Consider the following 19,352-nt stretch of genomic DNA (forward strand, 5'->3'; position numbering starts at 1 on the left):
GCTCAAACTAAGCGCCAACATAGTAAATACCTAGAACCAAAGGTCCTTAAAAAACCGCAGATACCGGACCAGAGAAAGTTGGTTTACAGCAGCAAGAATGGTCTGAAAACGGTACGTTGTTTGAGCGGTTTACTGATACATGGAGCAAAACAGCGACCCTAAGGTCGCTGTGAAGTCGCGGATTATAGCAAAACTGAGTTTTTAATCATCAGTGGACACATCGGATGAGTTATTTTTTTGTTCTTTTGGCATGTGTTTATAAATGTAAAAGCCAGTCGCAATCATGTAGGCAAATGTCGCGATCAACATTCCAAATACTTTGAAGTTAACCCAAACATCCAACGGCAATTCGTAAGCAATATAAATGTTTAGGCCAGCGAAGAATGAGAAGAAGCCAACCCAAGCCCAGTTAATCTTTGCCCAAACAGCGTCAGGTAACGTAATTTCCTTGCCTAGCATACCTTTGATAGCTGATTTTCCCAATGCGTGGCTCACTGCTAAGCCAATCGCCAGAATCGCGTAAATGATGGTGACTTTCCACTTTATAAAATTGTCGTCGTGGAAGAAAAGGGTCATGCCGCCGAAGATAGTGACGATAACAAATGTTATTAGCTGCATCTTTTCGACTTTCTTATACAGCGCGTAGGTGACGACAAGTTGAATGGCTGTTGCTACGATCAGTGCACCTGTCGCTACGTAGATGTCGTACAGCTTGTATAAAGCGAAGAAAACGATGAGTGGTATAAAGTCTAGGATCTGCTTCATGATGGCAAAATCTACCTAATTATTGAATTGAAGACAGTCTAACGGAATCTGACAAGATGTGAATACTGAGGAAGTTAAGGTAAGAATAGTAACGCTTAGTATATCGTATAGACCGCAAGCTTCTTCCACGTCGAAACAGCAAATGGAAGGAATAAAAATTGCCGCGTGAAGCGGCAATAGAGTTGAGAGTTTTAAACCTTAAGCCACACGTTGATATTGGGAAATAAGCGTTTTTACATCTTCTAAATAGCCTTCCCGCAGTAAGTTATCGACCGTTGCTTCTAGCTCTTCGAGAGACATCGTGAAGCAAGTGGATTTACCAGTCATCAGGGTCAGATATTGATGATACTCTTCTTCTGTATAGTGGCCTAAGCGATCAAGTAACAGTGTTTTGATTCCATGATGAATCAAGCCGTAGTATGTATGTCGATGAAGTAACATGGCGATCTCCTTATCAAGCTCATACGCTACTCATTTGCAGCCTGCTTGACCTTCTGGATAATTCGATTTACTCCAACAATGCACATCTAGTGCCAATTCTATATTTGCAAATTAAAAAGTGTTGGAAGGTGCAAAATTCTCGTTCTGTAACCATCTTTGGATGACGACTTGAAGTGCATTTAACGTGGTGGGCTTTTCGAGCCTGTCATCCATGAGTGTCGAAATTAGCTCCAACTCTCTAGCTCCAGACTCACCAGATAAGGCAATGATTGGAACGGAGGATGTGATTTGCTTAATCCGTTGGCTGGCGTCAAATCCATTCATTACCGGCATTTGGACATCCATAAGAACGAGATCAATCTTGTGAGAGTGGAATAGTTCTACCGCAGAGGCTCCATTATTTGCTTGTAAGCTGTTGACTCCCAATCTTTTTAAATACATCTGTACCAAGGTGCGTTGCACCTCTTTGTCATCTACAATGAGCACTGTTGGTGCATCTTTACATACTTGTACGTGTTGAGCTGAATAATTTTCAGAATGTGATGCAGTTGCTTTCCAGCTATCAAAGTCCGGTGCTCTTAATGTCTCTGGTTTTGGTGCGTTTGGTACGACTGGGAAATACAAGTAGAATTCTGTGAACTCGTTCAATTCAGACTGGCACTCTATTCGTCCTCCGAAGGAGCGCATAACACGTTGGCAATAGCCCAAACCTAAGCCACTGCCTCCGCTTTTTTGATACGAGAAAAAGTCATCAAATATCTTGTGTAAGATACTGCTACATATACCTGGCCCACTATCTCGGAAGATCAGAATGTTTTCGTAAGCCCCCGTCTGGGTACGAATCTCAATTTGACTGTCGGGATAAGAATCAAAATAGTAGATAGCGTTACGAATCAAATTGAAAATGACAAAGTTAAACAGGGTCTCATTTAACTTCGCGACAAAATCGTGTGCCTGTGGCAGGTTAATTCTCTCTATTATTTGATCGTTTTCAAAACCATAACGGCTTACTGCTTGGTCGATGGCTTTATGTATGGAAGTGAGAGCTAAAGGCTCATGCTCTGGTGAGCTGTCGCTAACTTCTCGTAAAATAATATCGATAAGTTGTCGACCGCGTTGTATAGCGGCTTCACCTTTATCAATTTCTCTTTTTAGCGTATCCAGTGAGGCGTTTGACTCTATATGCTGTTTTAAAGCTTCAAATTGTAATTGTACTTGAGCGAGAGGGTTACGCATTTCATGTGCAATGGAGTTAGCCAGCGCACGGCTTTGGCGTACCTTTCTATCGGCTTCAATGGTGCTCTGGATGCGAACTAATAACGTTTGCAGAGCTGAGATTTCTTCATTAGAAAACAGCTTATTATCTATTTTATGTGAAGAAATCAGCAAGTGAGTAACAGATTTTCCACGACCGAAGAGAGGCATAACGAGCGCAGTATTGCTTGAGCGCATGCGCTCGTAGAGCTTTCTCATCGACCCTTTAGAAGAGGAGGCATAATCAATTTCTTCAGACAACTCATCAAGCACGAGAACTGACTTGCTTGACGGCAGGTACTCTTCGTAAAACGTTTCTGTGTAATTGCTAGTGACTAGCTGTAGCTTGTTGTTTGGTATGTTAAGTAACGATGCCAACTGACGCATAGCATCATCTATTGAGCGTTTAAACTCTTCCTCTAACCCAAGGATTTGCTGAACGGGAGTGTGTCGTTTCCCATAAATAAAATACGAAGCGTAACGACTGACTCGCTTAAAAAGCAAGTGCCAAGTGATACCGATAAGCGCACATAAAGGTACCGCAACAAGCCATTGGTTATCTTCAGAGATCGGAATAAATATCGCCCCTAGCGGCAGAACAAAAATGGCGCAGACTAAGAGCGCGCTTACCGTTAAGTACGTGAGATATTTAGCGCTGTAGAAGCGGGAGGTAAGTAGGGCATAGCCCACAAACAACATTTCGCTGATTGAAAGTGCTGGTGGTAACCAAGTTAGGGAGAAGTCGCCAAGGAAATACGTCATTCCAAGGTGTATCACTGCCGTAGATAACATGAATACCAAAATGCCAGCGATCATATAGTTGCTTTTTGCTAGCGTGAGCTTGCTGCTGTTCGCGCGCATGGCAATCAAGTTAAGCAGCGTTAGTACCACGAAAGCTAGCAAACTAATGAAAAAATATGAGGTATGTGGGCCAAATTCAATGACGAACTGGCTTGGACCACTAATGGTGACATTTTCGACAGTAAGATTCGGCACTAAGTTGATGTACAGTGAATACGTTGCTAGTGCGACAAAGACGACTTTTTGCCAGACTTTGACCGCTGTTTTTTTAACATCTGCGGTTAACTGGCAAGAAAAATAGAATGCAAACGCAAAGGCGAAAAAAGACGCTAAGTTCGCTAACTTAGCCATAAAGATGCCACCAACAGAGCCTAATTCTGGCAATAAATCGGTATGGAAATAGGCGTTGCTGCTTATCCAAACAATGATACAGCTGGAATAAGCGATGTAAGGCGCGTGATGCGAGCCTAAGATTGATTCACTCTTCTGCTTTAGGCGATAGCAGTAATACAGTAGCCAAGCGAATACTATTAGTACAGTCGCGTACAATGCCATTGCTTTTGGGTAAAAGAGACCGTGCAAATGAACATCAAGCATGCTCATTCACCTTTTTATCCATTCTTTTTGTTCGTACGCAATGTTTGTAGTCGCGAAATTGTATGTCTTGAAATGCTTCAACCATCATACCTAAATTCCAGAAACCGCGGTATGTCTTGGTACCGTCACCGTTAATGTCGCGGTATCCTGAGTGAAAGTAGGCACTTAAATCAATAGATTGATAGAAATTTAACATAAATACTTGCTCAATAATGGTAAAGCCGAGCTTATAGCCTGTTTTATAAAGCTCACTCATCATTGTTTTTTGCGCCAGATACAAAAAATACAGCTTTTGTTGGATGTTGCCTCCCACCGTAAGGCGCAGCACTTCGCAAACCGCTTCAGTGTTCTTTACACGAGATTGAAACTGAGCATCAAACTCAATAAGAGTGTGCTCATGAGTTAGAGCACGACACTCCAAAATACCCAGTTGATTGAGAACACTGTACCCATGATTAGGAAAGCAAAACTGCCATTGTTCGTTACTAAACTGTGGTGAGTAACTGAGCCAGTTATTTCGTTGATGCCAGCTTTGCACTAAAGCGGAGGAGACCATGATTGGTGAAGATGACGATTTGAGCAAGAGCGCAAAGTGCTGCCCTTTTTGCGAGAGTGATAAAAGAGGCAAGATTTCAAACCATTGTTCAGTTTGGACGAAAAGCTCAAGATTACTCAGTGTGATCGCTTCGGAAATCGGCATTAACGCTGCATGATTTGGCAGCATTACCTCAAGATCGCAATCTGCGATATCTTCAATTAACACGCTAGTATAGCTGTGGTCGTCAAACGGAAGCGGAGTAGGAATCGCAGCTTCGTTTGAAGGATATTTTTGCTTGATTGCTTCGATCTCGCATTGACACCAGAAAACCATCCAATGCGGGTAACAATCTGCGGCAAGTTGTTCAAGTAAACGAATCTCTTTGGAGAAACCTGTCGGATACTGTTGCACTAAATCTCGATAATCCATTAACTCAAATAGTGCAGAAAGACTTTTTGATGCGTGTTTAGGAAAGAGAGATTTAAGCAGTTTTATTCGATACAGAGCAACCTGTTGAAAAAGAGCATCTCGTTTTTGTTTCGTTAGGGTAAGAATAACTAAGTCAATCAGTGCCTGCTGCTTTGATTCGATCGGCAAATTTGTTTTGGTGAGATATTCCAAAGATTGCTCAAGACTCATGATATAACCTAGTTCTAACGTTTTGTTATATTTTGTAATGGTTTATATCATTTTGAAAAATTTATGCCATCGGTTTCTATTTGTATAGTTACGTAATGCAAGAAAAGACAAAAAAACCGCTCATTATGAGCGGTTTTTGGTCTATTCAAGAAAGGGTTAGGCTTCTTGCTTTTTTAGCTCAGCTTCTGCCGTTTCTTCTTCAATTAGCGCATCAACGATAACTGCACATGCAGCATCACCTGTGATGTTCAGTGCTGTACGAATCATATCGAAAATACGGTCAAGAGCGAATAGCAGCGGTAGACCTTCAATTGGAATGCCAGCGGCAAGAAGCACGGCAACCACTAGGAAAGAAGGGCCAGGAACACCCGCTTGACCAACCGCACCCAATGTAGACGTTACGATAATTGCAATGTAAGCGCCCATGCCTAGATCGATATTGAACAGTTGAGCAAAGAAGATAGCAACCAAGCCATAGTAAATCGCATTACCTGACATGTTGATCGTTGCGCCTAGAGGCAGAACAAATGATGCAGTTGAATTTTTTACGCCCAGCTCTTTTTCACAGGTGTCCATTGTGACAGGCAGTGTTGCCATAGAAGACGCTGTTGAAAGCGCAACTGCTTGCGGTTTCTTCATTGAAGACAGGAATTTCTTCGCAGATGTCTTCGTGAAAACATGCACCATTGCTGGGTAAACAACGAAACCGAAGATTAGGATGGCGGCAACGTAAACAACGAACAGTTTAAACACCACCATTAGCGCACCAAAACCGAACGTACCGACGGCTTCTGCCATCAGACCAAATACACCGATAGGTGCAATGATCATTACTTTATTGATCATCCAAACCATTGCGTCAACGATGCAGTTAACACCATTGATGATTGGTTCACGACGTTCTTTTGCTTGCTTAGAAATCGCAATACCAAAGAACATACAGAAAACGAGTATCTGTAGGATGTTTGCTTCATTTAGTGATTGGAAAACGTTGGTTGGGATCATACCAGTGATGGTTGCCCAGAAAGTAGGTAGTTCACCTTTTGAAGCGTATTCTGCTGAGAACATGCCTTCAACGCCAGAGACGTCGATACCCATGCCTGGTTGGAATACTTCACCCATAAATAGTGCAAGCGCAACGGCTAGGGCGGATGTTAAACCAAAATAACCTAGAGTGACGATACCAACTTTACCTGCTGACTGGCTGTTCCCAAGACCAGCGGCGCCAGAAATCAAGGCTACAGCGACCAAAGGAATAACCAACATTTTGATTAAGTTGATAAAGATAGCACCTAAAGGAGCGAACACTGTCGCATCATGACCCATCATGGCACCAACGGCTGTGCCCACGATCATGGCGATTACGACTTGTACGCCAATGTTGTTTAGCAAACTCTTTTCTTTTAACACTTCCATAACCTCTGTGCTAATAAAATGTAAAATCCTAAAATTACCCACTAACCATAAATGGATTTACGGATAATTATCTCGCCTTGCTTTTTACACTTATCGTTTACAATTGGCAATATGCAGCAAGGTATTATTGATGGATTAATCGATATTTTATTGACGAACGATAAAGTTTTGTTCAATAGCAAACGTTTGCTATTGATTTTTCTTATAAGGGTTACGCTTGGGATTGTTCAAGTTTATTTTTCTTTATTTGTTTTCTTTTTGTTAATTTTAACCGCTTTTGTATTTGCTATTGCAGTCAGAGTTTTTAGTGACTTGGGGTGATATTTATAACAATTCATCTCTTTCAAGCTCACACTTTTATTAATTTGCCTTCTGAAATGTTAATTGCTTTACATTCTTAGTCCTGATTGCGTTGTAAACATAATGTTAAATGGTAATGACTGGTGAGAATCAAATGCTGACGATCCAGTGTTAAGGATAACTTGCTTAGTTAATGCTCCTGAGCTGATTAGACGAGAAAGACAAGTAAGAGGTGAAGAGACTATGATGAATCTTGCTGCTGCGTTACAAAGAAATGCTGCGAGTAAACCAGATAAAACGGCGTTGATATGTGGCGCTGAAAAGATAAATTATGCGCAGTTTAATGCGATCGCCGGCAAGATCGCAGCGTCTTTAATCAATAAAGGCGTAAAGCCAGGTGACCGCGTTGCGATTTCATGCCCAAACATTCCTTTTTTCGCGTTTGTTTATTATGCAATACAAAAAGCTGGCGCGGTTGCAGTCCCATTAAATGTGCTTTTGAAAGCGCGAGAAATTAAGTATCACTTAGAAGATTCAAAAGCGAAGTTTTATTTCTGCTTTGAAGGGACGAAAGAACTGCCAATGGCAAAAGAGGGCGTCAAAGCCTTTGAACAAGTCGATACATGCGAAGGCATAGTCGTACTGACTCAATCTCAAGATCAAAGCTATTGGAATGGTGTAATAACTCTCAATGCGTTTATAGCCGATGTCCAACCGTTGCCGGATTATATACCGCGTAATGCGGATGATACTTGTGTGATTTTGTATACATCAGGGACGACAGGCTTACCAAAAGGCGCTGAGCTGACTCAGCAGAACATCATAATGAACGCTCTGGTGGCACAAAACATTATGGGCAGCCAGGCCGATGATATTCACTTAGTAACTTTGCCTTTATTTCATACATTTGGTCAAACCGTCCACTTAAATGCTAGTGTTTTGGGCGGGGCAACATTGGTGTTAGTGCCTAGGTTTGAGCCTAAACATGTTCTTGAGCTGGTGGAAAAACATAGGGTGACGATATTTGCTGGTGTGCCAACGATGTACATCGGTCTGCTTCATGTGCAGCATCAATTTGATACCTCGTCATTGCGTGTTGCAGTAAGCGGTGGTGCGTCATTGCCAACCGAAATCTTTCGAACCTTTGAAGAAACATTTAATGTGCCGATCTTAGAAGGATACGGGTTGTCGGAGACAAGTCCTATTGCATGTTTTAATCATTTGGATCAGGAGCGCATACCAGGCTCGGTAGGTCAACCGGTTCAAGGTGTCGAAGTAAAAGTTATCGATATTGAAGGTAATGCACTACCGATAGGCGAAGAAGGTGAGATTGTTGTGCGTGGTCATAATGTTATGAAGGGATATCTTGACCGCCCAGAAGTTACTGAATCTGCGCTACAAAATGGTTGGTTCCATACTGGTGATGTGGGCCGCTTTGACAGTTCAGGTAATTTATTTATTGTCGATAGAATGAAAGATCTGATCATTCGAGGTGGATTTAATGTTTATCCCAGAGAAATTGAAGAAGTTTTCATGACTCATCCTGCAGTTTCAATGGTAGCGGTGATAGGGATTCCAAATGAAGAGTATGGCGAAGAGATAAAAGCTTACGTTGTACTTAAACCAAAAGAATATATTGACGCCGATTCATTACAAAAGTGGGGTAAAGAGCAATTAGCCTCGTTTAAATATCCTCGTTATGTCGAAATTCGTGAACACCTCCCGATGAGTGCGACAGGAAAGATTTTGAAACGTGAGTTGAAATCTGAATTGAATATAGCTTAGTCAATTCAATGGTTTTTGTGTCACAGCGCCACTTGCCTAAGCGCAAATGGTGTTGTGCTCTTGACCAATTAGATGCATAAGTTTTTTAGCTATCGTTAGACAATACTTAGCGTTTGTTGAATGGATCTATTGCTCGAGTTCTTTAAAGTATTCTTCTAAGCGTTTCGGATTGGTAATGGTTACTGAGCCATAGTTTAGCTCTAGCATCCCGATACTTTCTAGTCGTTTTAGTATCTTGTGTACACTCTGACGAGTTAGCCCCATCATGTTAGCGATATGTTCTCTTGTTACCCTGACAACGCATGGTCGAGTATCGATCGCTTGATTAAGTTGGTATTCAGCAAGTAGCAGCAACCTTTTGGCGACTCGTTCTTCAATTCCTCTAATCGCGTCATCTTCGATAACAGAAATAGCAGACCACAAGCGGCGGCTAAGTAAGTCTAGTATAGTGGGGTAACTTTGAGGGTATTTGGCGAGTAATTGGCGAAATTTATCTCCAGGAAGCTCCATTACAGTCACGTCAGAATGCGCGGTCGCACCAAAAATACGAGGCATACCGGGAGAAAAAACATTGTCTCCAAACCAGCCACCAGCTTCGAAAATCATCAGTGTGACTTCTTTGCCTTTTGAACTAATTGAGTTCACTCTCACTGCACCTTGAGCTATGACCATAAGAGAAGATTGAAGCGCACCTTTATTGCAAATCAGTGCTTTTTCGTCGAAGCAGCGAACCTTAGTCATTTGCGCTGCTTCACTAAGCCCTTTATCTGGCAGCCCTGATAGTACAGGACATTTGGCTAGCAGTGTTTTGACTTCTTCCATGTAGCAACCTTACTGCACATTGCTTTATTGAGTTAGTTAAGTTACCCAAGCTTAACACTCTTTGAGTGCTCTGCTTGAGATAGATTTGGAAAGTGCGGGCGTTGAACAAAAAATGACGTGGTATAAACGCGATAGTAAGAAAACGCCCACTAAACATAATGTTAAGCGGGCGTTGTTGTGTCATATCAAACTGAAATTATTTTTGAGTGGCAGCTTTCATTGCAGAAACGAATTCACCTAGCTTGTCGAGCATAATTTGTGGCTGCTCAACGTTCGCTTCAATGATTTTTACCACGGCTGAACCAGAAATTGCACCAGCCGCACCAGATTCTAGTGCTTGTTTCACCTGTGCAGGCTCAGAGATGCCAAAACCAAGTAGCGCTGGTGGTGCATCAAATTGGTTCAGTCTATCGAGCATATGACCTACAGGCATGTTTGCTTTGGTTTCTGCGCCAGTAACACCTGCACGAGAGAGTAGGTAAGTGTATCCGCCACCCAACTCTGATACTTGCTTCAGTGTTTCATCACTTGCCGTTGGTGGTGCGATGAAGATTGGGTGAATACCAAACTTTTCTGCAGCAGCAACAAATTCAGCACTTTCATTAGTTGGTACGTCTGCAATCAAAACAGAATCGATGCCTGCTTTTGCACAACGCTCATAGAAGTTCTCGATACCACGAGAGTAAACAAGGTTCGCGTACATCAGAAGGCCAATAGGCAACTCTGGGTACTTAGCTCGGATCTTACCGATTTGCTCGAAGCAGATATCTGGTGTTGCACCTGAATCTAACGCGCGAATGTTAGCGCCTTGGATGGTTGGGCCATCGGCTAGCGGATCTGAAAATGGAATACCAAGTTCAAGGGCATCTGCGCCAGACTCAACCAGTGTTTCCATGATTTTGTAAGACTGCTCTGCGTTTGGATCGCAAACCGTTACGAACGGTACAAACGCGCCTTGGTTCTTTTCGTTTAGGCGCTCAAACATCTTTTCATAACGGCTCATTAGATTGCTCCTTTTTCTTCTAGGATGGCATGCACAGTGAAGATATCTTTATCACCACGACCAGATAGGTTAACAACCAACAATTGCTCTTTTTCTGGGTTCTCACGAGCCATACGCAGTGCATGAGCCAGTGCGTGAGAAGATTCTAGAGCAGGGATGATACCTTCGTGACGCGCAATCTCTTGGAATGCTTCTAGCGCCTCATCATCTGTTACGTTGTCGTATTCAGCACGGCCGATTGCGTTTAGGTGGGCGTGTTGTGGACCAACTGAAGGGAAATCAAGACCAGCAGATACTGAGTAAGACTCTTCAACTTGGCCGTTTGGATCTTGCATCAATGGCGCTTTCATACCGAAGAAGATGCCTGTTTTACCATGCTTAAGTGGTGCACCGTGCTGGTCAGTATCGATACCTTTACCTGCTGGCTCAACACCAATTAGGCGAACGCTTTCTTCTTCGATGAAGTCAGCAAACATGCCGATAGCGTTTGAACCACCGCCCACACATGCGATAACCGCATCAGGAAGACGGCCTTCACGTGCCAAAATCTGATTCTTCGTTTCTTCACCAATCATGCGTTGGAAGTCACGCACGATGGTTGGGAATGGGTGAGGACCTGCCGCTGTACCTAGTAGGTAGTGCGCGTCTTCATAAGTTGCAGACCAGTCGCGTAGCGCTTCGTTACATGCGTCTTTAAGCGTTGCTGAACCCGAGTGGACAGGAATAACTTCTGCGCCCATTAGCTTCATACGGAATACGTTCGGGCTTTGACGCTCAACGTCTTTTGCACCCATGTAAACGCGACACTTAAGGCCAAGCAGCGCACACGCTAGTGCAGTTGCTACACCGTGTTGGCCTGCGCCTGTTTCTGCGATGATTTCGTTTTTACCCATGCGTTTTGCAAGCAGAGCTTGACCTAACACTTGGTTGGTCTTGTGCGCGCCACCGTGAAGTAGGTCTTCACGTTTTAGGTACAGTTTGGTTTTCGTACCTTTGGTTAGGTTACGAGTTAGAGTCAAAGCCGTTGGACGGCCCGCATACTCTTGGAGAAGCGTCATGAATTCGCTGCGGAATTCTGGATCTTCTTGCGCGTCGATAAACGCTTGCTCTAGTTGCTCCAGTGCTGGAACTAGAATTTGCGGAACGTACTGACCGCCGTATTCGCCAAAGTAGGCATTCAGTTTTGCCATCGTTATATTCCTTCTCGTATTTTTCGCTACGAATAGCTTTAAATTTTTTAGCTGATATCCAGCTTTAGTAGCTGCGAATGGCGGTGAAGGCCGCGAGCAACTTCTGTGAATCTTTTTTGCCTGGTGCGCTTTCTACACCAGAGTTTAAATCTAATCCCAAGCAACCTAGTGTCGCTGCTTGTTGAGCATTTTCTGGCGACAGTCCGCCCGCTAGCATAATTTGACTTGGGTCGCCGATCAGTGACCAGTCGAACACTTGACCAGTTCCGCCAGTTTGAGTGCCAACTTGCGCATCTAATAAATGGCGATCAATGTTGTCTGCTAGCAGTTCTGGCTTGGCATCAGTCACGCCGTAAGCTTTCCAAATTTCTACCGCTGCTGGCAGTTCGGCTTTGAGTTGGTTTACGTAAGCTTGGTCTTCTTGACCGTGCAGTTGCACCGCTTTTAAACCCAAAGAGGTCACGACAGAAGCAACAAAATCGATATCGTGATTTTGGAACACGCCTACATAGTTCAGTGGAGCACCGCTCATGGTTAAGCGCGCACCTTCAAGGTCGACCGCACGCTTCGACTTCTCGACAAAAATCAGGCCACCAAATACTGCGCCTGCTTGATATGCTTTTGCTGCGTCATCTGGATGCGTTAAGCCACACACTTTATTTTCGCCTAACGTCACTTTACGTACAGCAAGTTCTAGGTTGTCTTCCGCCATCAGTGAACTACCAATCAAGAAGCCGTCTGCGTATTCCGCTAAATCACGAACTTGTTGATGCGTATAAATGCCAGATTCTGAGATTACTGTTGCGTTAGGAGCCAGTTCGCGAATGGTCGGTGCCAGTTCTTTAGTACGATTCAAATCAGTACTTAGGTCGCGAAGGTTACGGTTATTAATGCCGATAACGCGTGCGCCAAGCTTAACGGCACGATGAAGCTCTTCTTCGTTGCTGACTTCGGTCAAGATACCCATGTTCAGGCTGTGCGCTGCTTCCTCTAGCGCTTTGTACTCTTCGTCATTCAGGACAGAAAGCATCAGTAGCACGGCATCAGCACTGTAATGACGCGCTAGGTAAACTTGGTAGGTATCTACCATGAAGTCTTTGCACAGAACCGGTTGTTTGACTTGGCCACGCACTTGAGGAAGAAAGTCAGAGTTACCTTGGAAGTACTTCTCGTCTGTTAGGACTGAAATCGCATCAGCATGGTTGTTGTAAACCGATGCAATGTAATCCAAGTCGAAGTGATCACGAATCAAACCTTTAGAAGGAGATGCCTTCTTACATTCGGTGATGAAGGCCGTCTTTTCGCCACTCAGAGCATCGTAGAAGCTGCGGTCCGATGGCAGTAAATCAGACTGAAATGTGCTTAGCGGCTGAGACACCTTACGGTCTGCTACCCACTGATATTTGTCGCGGACAATTTTCGCCAGTACTTCTGCCATTTCTGCTTCTTTCTTAGAAACGTGTTCAGACAGGTTGTCAGCTTGCTGAGTGTTGAAGTCAGTCATCTTCTTCAATTCCTTAAGCGTGTGCGGCAAGTTGTTGTACCAAATGGTACGCCTTGCCTGAATTCATTGCCTCAATCGCTTGTTGCGTGTTGGCTTTTAAATCTTCGTGGCCGAATAGACGCATTAGCAGAGCAACGTTCACTGCCACTGCGCCCAATTGTGCGTCTGTACCTTTACCCGTCAGAATGTTGGTAATGATCGCTTTGTTTTCTTCAGGATCGCCACCTTTGATTGCTTCTAGTGGGTGCGCGTCTAGACCGAAGTCTGCTGGTGTTAGCGTGTACTCAGTGATTTTACCGTCTTTGATTTCGGCAACCGTTGTTTCACCGTGAATCGCCACTTCATCCAAACCACTACCGTGTACTACTGCTGCGCGCTTCATACCCATTTGTAGCATGGTTTCTGCGATAGGACGAACCAGTTCTTCACTGTAAACGCCCATCAATTCGATGTTAGGACGAGCAGGGTTAATCAGTGGGCCAAGAATGTTAAAGATGGTGCGTGTTTTCATGGTTTGACGCACTGGCATCGCATGGCGCACACCACCGTGGTATTGAGGTGCAAATAGGAAAGCAACACCGATATCGTCTACCGCTTTGCGCGTATCTTCTGCGCTCATAGCTAGGTTGATACCAAATGAATCAAGAAGGTCAGAAGAACCCGATTTGCTGGAAACGCTGCGGTTACCGTGTTTCGCTACTTTTAGACCACATGCTGCAGCAACAAACGCCGCAGTGGTTGAAATGTTGATGGTGTTGTGACCGTCACCGCCAGTACCTACGATATCTGCGAAATCGTAATCTGGGCGAGGGAATGGATTTGCGTTTGCCAGCAGTGCTTTGGCCGCGCCTGCAATTTCGTCTGGCGTTTCGCCTTTGATTTTTAGTGCAGTCAGTGCTGATGCCATCAAAATTGGATCTAGTTCACCACGGATAATGATGTCGAATAGCTGTTGGCTCTCTTCCTGAGTAAGCGATTCTTGCTCGTACAGTTTGGTAATAATAGGGTTGATGATTGTTTCCATATTTCCTCTCCTAAATTTCTTATGTGCCAAGTGCTTATTAAGCAGTGAGTGGGTTCGCTGAAGTTTGTTCTTCAAGTGCCCATTCAATGGCATTGGCCAACAGTGTTGCTCCGTAGGTCGTCATAATAGATTCCGGGTGGAACTGGAACCCGCAAACTTTATCTTCTTCATGTACAACAGACATTACCAAGTCATCCACTTCTGCTGTGATGGTTAGGCTCTCAGGAACCTTGGTCGCAACCAGCGAGTGGTAACGTGCAATTGCAAGTGGTGATGGTAGGTTTTGGTAAATCGCATGGTTTTGGTGCTCCATCATAGAGACCTTACCGTGAATGATTTCGCCCGCGCCAGCAACAGTACCGCCGTACGCTTCAACAATCGCTTGGTGACCAAGACAAATGCCGATCATCGGCACTTTGCCTTTCATACGTTGGATAAGCTCTGGCATTGAGCCTGCCTCTGACGGTGCACCAGGACCTGGTGATAGCAGAACCACTGGGTTTTCAAGCTCATTTACCGCTTGTTCAATGGTTTCTGCTGGGATGTTGTTTCGGTAAATCTTGACTGAGTGACCTAGCGAGCGGAATTGATCCACAAGGTTGTAGGTGAACGAGTCAAAGTTGTCGATAAAAATGATATTAGCCATCTCTGAACCCTATTCCTTATTGTGAATTATGCGCTGCTTGGATAGCAGAGATTACCGCTTGTGCTTTGCCGCGCGTTTCGTCTGCTTCCGCTTGTGGATCAGAGTCGAACACCACGCCAGCACCAGCTTGAACTTGAGCAATGCCGTTCTCAACGTACGCTGAGCGAATCACGATACAGGTGTCGAGTGTGCCTTCACCAGTGAGGTAGCCAACAGCGCCGCCGTAGCTACCGCGTCGTGCGCCTTCTACATCGCGAATCAACTGCATGGCACGAATCTTAGGTGCGCCGGTGAGCGTACCCATGTTCATACATGCTTGGTATGCGTGCAGCGCGTCTAGGTCTTCACGCAGTTGACCAACCACACGAGACACCAAGTGCATTACGTGGCTGTAGCGGTCGACTTTTAGAAGGTCTGCTACGTGGCGAGTACCAGATTGAGCAATACGAGCGACGTCGTTACGTGCCAAGTCAACCAACATCATGTGTTCTGCGTTTTCTTTCATGTCGGTGCGCAGTTCAAGTTCGATGCGACTATCTAGGTCGAAATCAATCTCGCCGTTAGGGCGCTTACCACGGCGACGTGTGCCTGCGATTGGGTAGATTTCAATTTGGTTAGTGTCGGTTTCGTACTTAAGCGCGCTTTCTGGTGATGCGCCAAACAGAGTGAACAGCTCATCTTGCATGTAGAACATGTAAGGGCTTGGGTTACTTTGTTTCAGTTCTTTGTAAGCCGCTAGTGGAGAAGGGCAAGGTAGAGTGAATCGGCGAGATGGTACAACTTGGAATACATCGCCTTTCACTACGAACTCTTTTAAGTCGCGAACAGTTTGGCAGAAGTCTGCATCAGATACGCTAGGTTCTACCGTTACGTCAGCGATTTGTTTTGCGCTTGGCAGTAGTTTTGGCGCTGCACACTGAGCGCTGATTTCTGCAATACGAGTCTCTAACGCGGTTTTCTCTGAACCATCAACAAACAACGTCGCTTGAAGCTGGCAAGATTCCGTTTGATGGTCGACAACAAGTAGTGTTTCCGCGACGTAGAAAACGTAATCTGGACACTGATTTGTTGCTTCTGCATTACCAAGCGGCTCGAAGTTTGCCACTAAGTCGTAGGCAAACAGACCACCAAGGAAAATCGCATGTTTATCTTGCAGTGAAATATCAAAACTATGCTGAACCAAACGCAGCGCATCGAAAGAAGAGGCTTCACGTAGGCGAGAATCTTCATCTAACGTGTCGCATGGCTGGCTAAATTCCAAAGTTAGCGTTTCGCCATCGAACTTACTCTCAACGTCACCACGGATGTTCTGGTTTAGGTGAGACAGTAGGTTTTTACCGTTGTTGGTCAAGGCGTGCATGCTAACGGTATGGCCGAAGCAAACAATGCGAACCGCTGAATCTACGATCAGCAGGGATTTTAAATTTTGCTTTGAATCGATCTCAGCAGATTCCAGCAATAGGCTGTCAGTTTTGTTCTCACATAGTGTGTGGAACAAGCGAGTCGGGTCTTGAGTATAAGGGACGGAAGCCGTTAGCACTTCAAGCTGTCCAAGTTTCTTAATTTCAATGGCCTTGTTCACAAGACCTCCTTGTAGCTGTTTAAATCTTCCTGCCGTACATAGTCGCATAAAGCAAACGTTCTCCCAATCTAGAGTTGGCTATATTCGATTAATGTTTAGGCAGTTGAATGTGAAATGAGCAACAAAACAAAAAAGCCCGCTGAAGTAGCGGGCTTTACAACGTTTGGTTCTATAAACTAGAAGTATACGTTTGCCCACCAAGAACTAGTCCAAGTGCGCCACCAAGCAAGATCTGATGAGTTTGCCTTATTAAGACAAACCGCAACTTTCGCTTTTTGGTTTTGGTTAAATTCTTGTAACATGGTGAACCTTAAATTACGTACTTTGTATTTATGTACTAGTTAACTAGTGCGAGAGTAAAAAGTCAACCCCAAAACGGCATTAAAACGATAAAAATATGAGAATTGATTTACATAGTCACACCACAGCATCGGACGGTCGGTTAGAACCTAAAGATTTAGTGGAAAGGGCGCTGAGTTTTGATATCGAGGTTTTGGCGATCACTGATCACGATACGGTTGACGGTTTGGCGTTAGCTAAGCAATACGTTCAAGATAATAATTTGCCGATAAAAATCATCAATGGCATTGAGATATCGACCGTCTGGCAAAACAAAGACATTCATATTGTCGGCCTGAATATTGATCCGGAAAATGAACAATTATCTGCCCTCATAGAACAGCAGAAGCAGCATCGCATAACACGATCTGAGTTAATTGCAGAGCGACTACAAAAAGCAACTCGAGTAGGTGTGCTTGAAGAGGTAAGGAAAATCGCCGGTGATGCCCCAGTGACAAGAGCGCATTTCGCGAAATGGTTGGTAGATAATGGTTACGCAAAAACCATGCAAATGGTGTTTAAAAAATACCTAACGCGTAATAACCCAGGTTATGTACCACCGAATTGGTGTTCGATGAAGGATGCGGTTGATGCTATCCATGCGGCTGGTGGAATGGCGGTATTAGCGCATCCTGGTAGATATAAGTTGACAGCGAAGTGGATTAAGCGTCTTCTAGCAGCGTTTGTCGAAGCGGGTGGTGATGCGATGGAAGTTGCACAGCCACAGCAAGCGCAACAAGAAAGGCGCAACTTGGCTGATTATGCTATACAATACAAACTATTAGCCTCTCAAGGCAGTGATTTTCACTACCCATCACCGTGGATGGAGCTAGGAAGGAACCTATGGTTGCCTGCTGGCGTCGAACCAGTTTGGAAAGATTGGGGAATAGACCCTTCGTTGAATAACACTCAGTAATACGAAGTCGAGAACCCATAAAAATATAGAGCCGAGAGGCTCGATAATGAGGAATTACAATGAGCCAGTTTTTTTACGTTCACCCAGAAAACCCACAGGCTCGCTTGATTAATCAAGCAGTAGCAATCATTCGTAACGGCGGCGTTGTGGTTTACCCTACTGATTCAGGGTACGCACTTGGCTGTCAGTTGGAGAACAAACAGGCGCTGGAACGAATCTGTCAGATTCGTCGTCTGGATGATAAGCATAACTTTACTTTACTGTGTCGTGATTTGTCGGAGCTTTCTCTCTATGCGCGAGTGGATAACTCTGCATTCCGACTGCTGAAAAATAACACACCAGGTCCTTACACCTTCATCTTCAAAGGCACAAAAGAGGTGCCGCGTCGTTTGATGAATGCAAAACGTAAGACCATCGGTATCCGTGTTCCAGACAATCAAATTGCCTTGGACTTGTTGGAAGCATTAGGTGAGCCGATGATGTCTACGTCGTTGATTCTACCTGGCAGTGACGTAACAGAATCTGATCCAGAGGATATTCGAGATAAACTAGAACATGCGGTTGATGTGATTCTTAATGGCGGTTACCTAGGTGAACAACCTACGACTGTAATTGACTTTAGCGAAGGTGAACCTGTTGTAGTTCGTTTGGGATCTGGTGACCCTGCACCATTCGAATAGTAGACGCACACCACCGTCAAACAAAATAGGAGGCATCGCGCCTCCTATTTTAGTTGTCATATCGAATATCTTACTGAACTTAACTGATTGAGGTTAAGCAAAATCGAAAATGTCGATACCATTTTGTTCTGCATAGTTGATGTATGCAGAGCTCACACCGTTTAGTGTCACTTCAACATTGTATTCATCACTTGAGAATACTGCCCAGCCACATTCATTGTAAGATAAAGTCAGATCATCCGCTGAATCCAAGAACGTATCTCGAATGCCATCGTTATCAGTGTCTCGGCCCATATCAAAGACAAGTTTGTCATGGAAAATATTAAAATCGACAATGTCGGCTTTAACATCAATATCGTTGGAAGACACTGGCTGATCAGGTACACCAATAGCCAGGCGGTTTGTAAGCACGAAGGTGTCGTCTCCACAGCCACCGCTCAGTACCGATTCACCATCACCAACAACGAGCGTGTCGTTACCCCAGCCACCACTCAAGTAGTTGTTGCCTGAATAATCAAAAATTGTGTCGTCGCCACAGCCACCAAAGAGTTTGTCGTTTCCTAATCCTCCGGATAGGAAATCGTTTCCAAAACCGCCAGAAACAAAGTCGTTACCTCGGCCACCAAGCAAGGTATCGTCTCCCCAGCCACCGAAGACAATATCATTACCTCCGTATCCTACAAACTTATCATCACCACAGAAGCCGAAGAAAATATCGGTTGTTTCAGAGCCTTTTGTGCCTGTCATATCGTCATCTTGAGATGTCCCAAAAATCCAATTTAGGTCGAGATTTAGCATAGACATTGTTCTATTCCTTTTTGTCTGATTTATGCCAATCGCCGAGAGTGCAGAGCGAACCTAGTGAGTCAGAGTACACGATAGCATTAGTGTTATTTTTGATGTGAACTAATGACTTAAAGACAATTTTTGTCTTGTTACCCACGACCTTGTTTTGCTATGAGCGCTCATTGTCTACGGTGATTGGTATTACTTAGCAGCAAACAGGGACGGCTTATTTTTCGTTGCTTTCTAGCAATACGAACAGTAAACACACCCCAAGTGGTTATTGTTGTAACCCTGACAATTTTATCAGGTACCGCGTGGTTAAAG

Annotated in this window: 17 protein-coding genes and 1 other annotated feature; of the genes, 3 read left to right on the forward strand and 14 right to left on the reverse strand. The window is 44.3% G+C overall.

Going from position 1 to position 19,352, the window contains the following annotated elements; genetic code table 11:
• Positions 1–201: 201 nt before the first annotated feature.
• The 5 genes from R7190_RS14955 to R7190_RS14975 form a co-directional block, all read right to left on the reverse strand.
• A complete protein-coding gene (locus tag R7190_RS14955; protein WP_005376769.1) occupies positions 202–765 on the reverse strand; it encodes a septation protein A in 564 nt (187 codons plus the stop codon).
• Between the two features lie 198 nt (positions 766–963).
• Positions 964–1,206 carry a hypothetical protein gene (locus tag R7190_RS14960; protein WP_017634694.1) on the reverse strand — a complete coding sequence of 81 codons (243 nt, stop codon included), beginning with the start codon at positions 1,204–1,206 and terminating at the stop codon, positions 964–966.
• A 111-nt stretch (positions 1,207–1,317) separates the two neighbouring features.
• The gene (locus tag R7190_RS14965) at positions 1,318–3,858 is read right to left on the reverse strand and encodes a hybrid sensor histidine kinase/response regulator (protein WP_186584846.1); all 2,541 of its coding nucleotides are present in this window, start codon (positions 3,856–3,858) and stop codon (positions 1,318–1,320) included.
• Positions 3,851–5,035 (reverse strand): acyl-homoserine-lactone synthase, encoded by a 1,185-nt coding sequence (locus R7190_RS14970; RefSeq protein ID WP_186584848.1) that lies wholly within the window; start codon positions 5,033–5,035, stop codon positions 3,851–3,853. The genes R7190_RS14965 and R7190_RS14970 overlap by 8 nt, the downstream gene beginning before the upstream one ends.
• A gap of 156 nt (positions 5,036–5,191) precedes the next feature.
• Positions 5,192–6,451, reverse strand: a complete 1,260-nt coding sequence (locus tag R7190_RS14975; protein WP_005376774.1) for a dicarboxylate/amino acid:cation symporter — start codon at positions 6,449–6,451, stop codon at positions 5,192–5,194.
• Between the two features lie 543 nt (positions 6,452–6,994).
• Here R7190_RS14975 and R7190_RS14980 point away from each other — a divergent pair.
• The gene (locus R7190_RS14980; protein WP_186584850.1) at positions 6,995–8,536 is read left to right on the forward strand and encodes a long-chain-fatty-acid--CoA ligase; all 1,542 of its coding nucleotides are present in this window, start codon (positions 6,995–6,997) and stop codon (positions 8,534–8,536) included.
• A 126-nt stretch (positions 8,537–8,662) separates the two neighbouring features.
• On the opposite strand, the gene R7190_RS14985 is transcribed toward R7190_RS14980, so the two are convergent.
• The 8 genes from R7190_RS14985 to R7190_RS15020 form a co-directional block, all read right to left on the reverse strand.
• Positions 8,663–9,358 (reverse strand): Crp/Fnr family transcriptional regulator, encoded by a 696-nt coding sequence (locus tag R7190_RS14985; RefSeq protein WP_005376777.1) that lies wholly within the window; start codon positions 9,356–9,358, stop codon positions 8,663–8,665.
• A 196-nt stretch (positions 9,359–9,554) separates the two neighbouring features.
• Complete coding sequence (gene trpA, locus R7190_RS14990) at positions 9,555–10,361, reverse strand: tryptophan synthase subunit alpha (protein ID WP_025767264.1); 807 nt, start codon at positions 10,359–10,361, stop codon at positions 9,555–9,557.
• Entirely contained in the window at positions 10,361–11,551 is a 1,191-nt protein-coding gene (trpB, locus tag R7190_RS14995) for a tryptophan synthase subunit beta (protein WP_005445041.1), read from the reverse strand. The genes trpA and trpB overlap by 1 nt, the downstream gene beginning before the upstream one ends.
• Before the next feature lie 64 nt (positions 11,552–11,615).
• Complete coding sequence (gene trpCF / locus R7190_RS15000) at positions 11,616–13,055, reverse strand: bifunctional indole-3-glycerol-phosphate synthase TrpC/phosphoribosylanthranilate isomerase TrpF (RefSeq protein WP_186584852.1); 1,440 nt, start codon at positions 13,053–13,055, stop codon at positions 11,616–11,618.
• Positions 13,056–13,068: 13 nt separating this feature from the next.
• Positions 13,069–14,079, reverse strand: coding sequence for an anthranilate phosphoribosyltransferase (gene trpD, locus R7190_RS15005; RefSeq protein ID WP_186584854.1), 1,011 nt, complete (start codon positions 14,077–14,079; stop codon positions 13,069–13,071).
• Positions 14,080–14,116: 37 nt separating this feature from the next.
• Positions 14,117–14,725 carry an aminodeoxychorismate/anthranilate synthase component II gene (locus R7190_RS15010; RefSeq protein WP_005434961.1) on the reverse strand — a complete coding sequence of 203 codons (609 nt, stop codon included), beginning with the start codon at positions 14,723–14,725 and terminating at the stop codon, positions 14,117–14,119.
• Between the two features lie 16 nt (positions 14,726–14,741).
• On the reverse strand, positions 14,742–16,307 hold the full coding sequence (locus R7190_RS15015; RefSeq protein ID WP_186584858.1) for an anthranilate synthase component 1: 1,566 nt from the start codon (positions 16,305–16,307) through the stop codon (positions 14,742–14,744).
• Between the two features lie 126 nt (positions 16,308–16,433).
• Positions 16,434–16,537, reverse strand: a sequence feature (Trp leader region).
• Positions 16,484–16,609, reverse strand: coding sequence for a trp operon leader peptide (locus R7190_RS15020; RefSeq protein WP_005376787.1), 126 nt, complete (start codon positions 16,607–16,609; stop codon positions 16,484–16,486). (Overlaps the previous feature by 54 nt.)
• Positions 16,610–16,704: 95 nt before the next feature.
• On the opposite strand from R7190_RS15020, the gene rnm reads away from it, so the two are divergent.
• Together rnm and R7190_RS15030 are read left to right on the forward strand one after the other, a co-directional pair.
• A complete protein-coding gene (gene rnm / locus R7190_RS15025) occupies positions 16,705–17,562 on the forward strand; it encodes an RNase RNM (RefSeq protein ID WP_053306583.1) in 858 nt (285 codons plus the stop codon).
• Between the two features lie 59 nt (positions 17,563–17,621).
• On the forward strand, positions 17,622–18,242 hold the full coding sequence (locus R7190_RS15030; protein WP_005376791.1) for an L-threonylcarbamoyladenylate synthase: 621 nt from the start codon (positions 17,622–17,624) through the stop codon (positions 18,240–18,242).
• A gap of 93 nt (positions 18,243–18,335) precedes the next feature.
• On the opposite strand, the gene R7190_RS15035 is transcribed toward R7190_RS15030, so the two are convergent.
• Positions 18,336–19,046: a calcium-binding protein gene (locus tag R7190_RS15035; protein ID WP_005376796.1), complete on the reverse strand. Its 711-nt coding sequence runs from the start codon at positions 19,044–19,046 to the stop codon at positions 18,336–18,338.
• Positions 19,047–19,352: the final 306 nt, after the last annotated feature.

It is taken from the genome of Vibrio sp. 1078-1 (assembly GCF_033340475.1).

Excerpts from the sequence above, each read along its gene's own strand:
- rnm (WP_053306583.1), top strand. The coding sequence starts at position 16,705 with ATGAGAATTGATTTACATAGTCACACCACAGCATCGGACGGTCGGTTA.
- R7190_RS14955 (WP_005376769.1), bottom strand. The coding sequence starts at position 765 with ATGAAGCAGATCCTAGACTTTATACCACTCATCGTTTTCTTCGCTTTA.
- R7190_RS14965 (WP_186584846.1), bottom strand. The coding sequence starts at position 3,858 with ATGCTTGATGTTCATTTGCACGGTCTCTTTTACCCAAAAGCAATGGCA.
- R7190_RS14985 (WP_005376777.1), bottom strand. The coding sequence starts at position 9,358 with ATGGAAGAAGTCAAAACACTGCTAGCCAAATGTCCTGTACTATCAGGG.
- R7190_RS14980 (WP_186584850.1), top strand. The coding sequence starts at position 6,995 with ATGATGAATCTTGCTGCTGCGTTACAAAGAAATGCTGCGAGTAAACCA.
- R7190_RS15035 (WP_005376796.1), bottom strand. The coding sequence starts at position 19,046 with ATGTCTATGCTAAATCTCGACCTAAATTGGATTTTTGGGACATCTCAA.
- R7190_RS14960 (WP_017634694.1), bottom strand. The coding sequence starts at position 1,206 with ATGTTACTTCATCGACATACATACTACGGCTTGATTCATCATGGAATC.
- R7190_RS14975 (WP_005376774.1), bottom strand. The coding sequence starts at position 6,451 with ATGGAAGTGTTAAAAGAAAAGAGTTTGCTAAACAACATTGGCGTACAA.
- trpD (WP_186584854.1), bottom strand. The coding sequence starts at position 14,079 with ATGGAAACAATCATCAACCCTATTATTACCAAACTGTACGAGCAAGAA.
- trpCF (WP_186584852.1), bottom strand. The coding sequence starts at position 13,055 with ATGACTGACTTCAACACTCAGCAAGCTGACAACCTGTCTGAACACGTT.
- R7190_RS15030 (WP_005376791.1), top strand. The coding sequence starts at position 17,622 with ATGAGCCAGTTTTTTTACGTTCACCCAGAAAACCCACAGGCTCGCTTG.
- R7190_RS15010 (WP_005434961.1), bottom strand. The coding sequence starts at position 14,725 with ATGGCTAATATCATTTTTATCGACAACTTTGACTCGTTCACCTACAAC.
- R7190_RS15020 (WP_005376787.1), bottom strand. The coding sequence starts at position 16,609 with ATGTTACAAGAATTTAACCAAAACCAAAAAGCGAAAGTTGCGGTTTGT.
- trpB (WP_005445041.1), bottom strand. The coding sequence starts at position 11,551 with ATGGCAAAACTGAATGCCTACTTTGGCGAATACGGCGGTCAGTACGTT.
- trpA (WP_025767264.1), bottom strand. The coding sequence starts at position 10,361 with ATGAGCCGTTATGAAAAGATGTTTGAGCGCCTAAACGAAAAGAACCAA.
- R7190_RS14970 (WP_186584848.1), bottom strand. The coding sequence starts at position 5,035 with ATGAGTCTTGAGCAATCTTTGGAATATCTCACCAAAACAAATTTGCCG.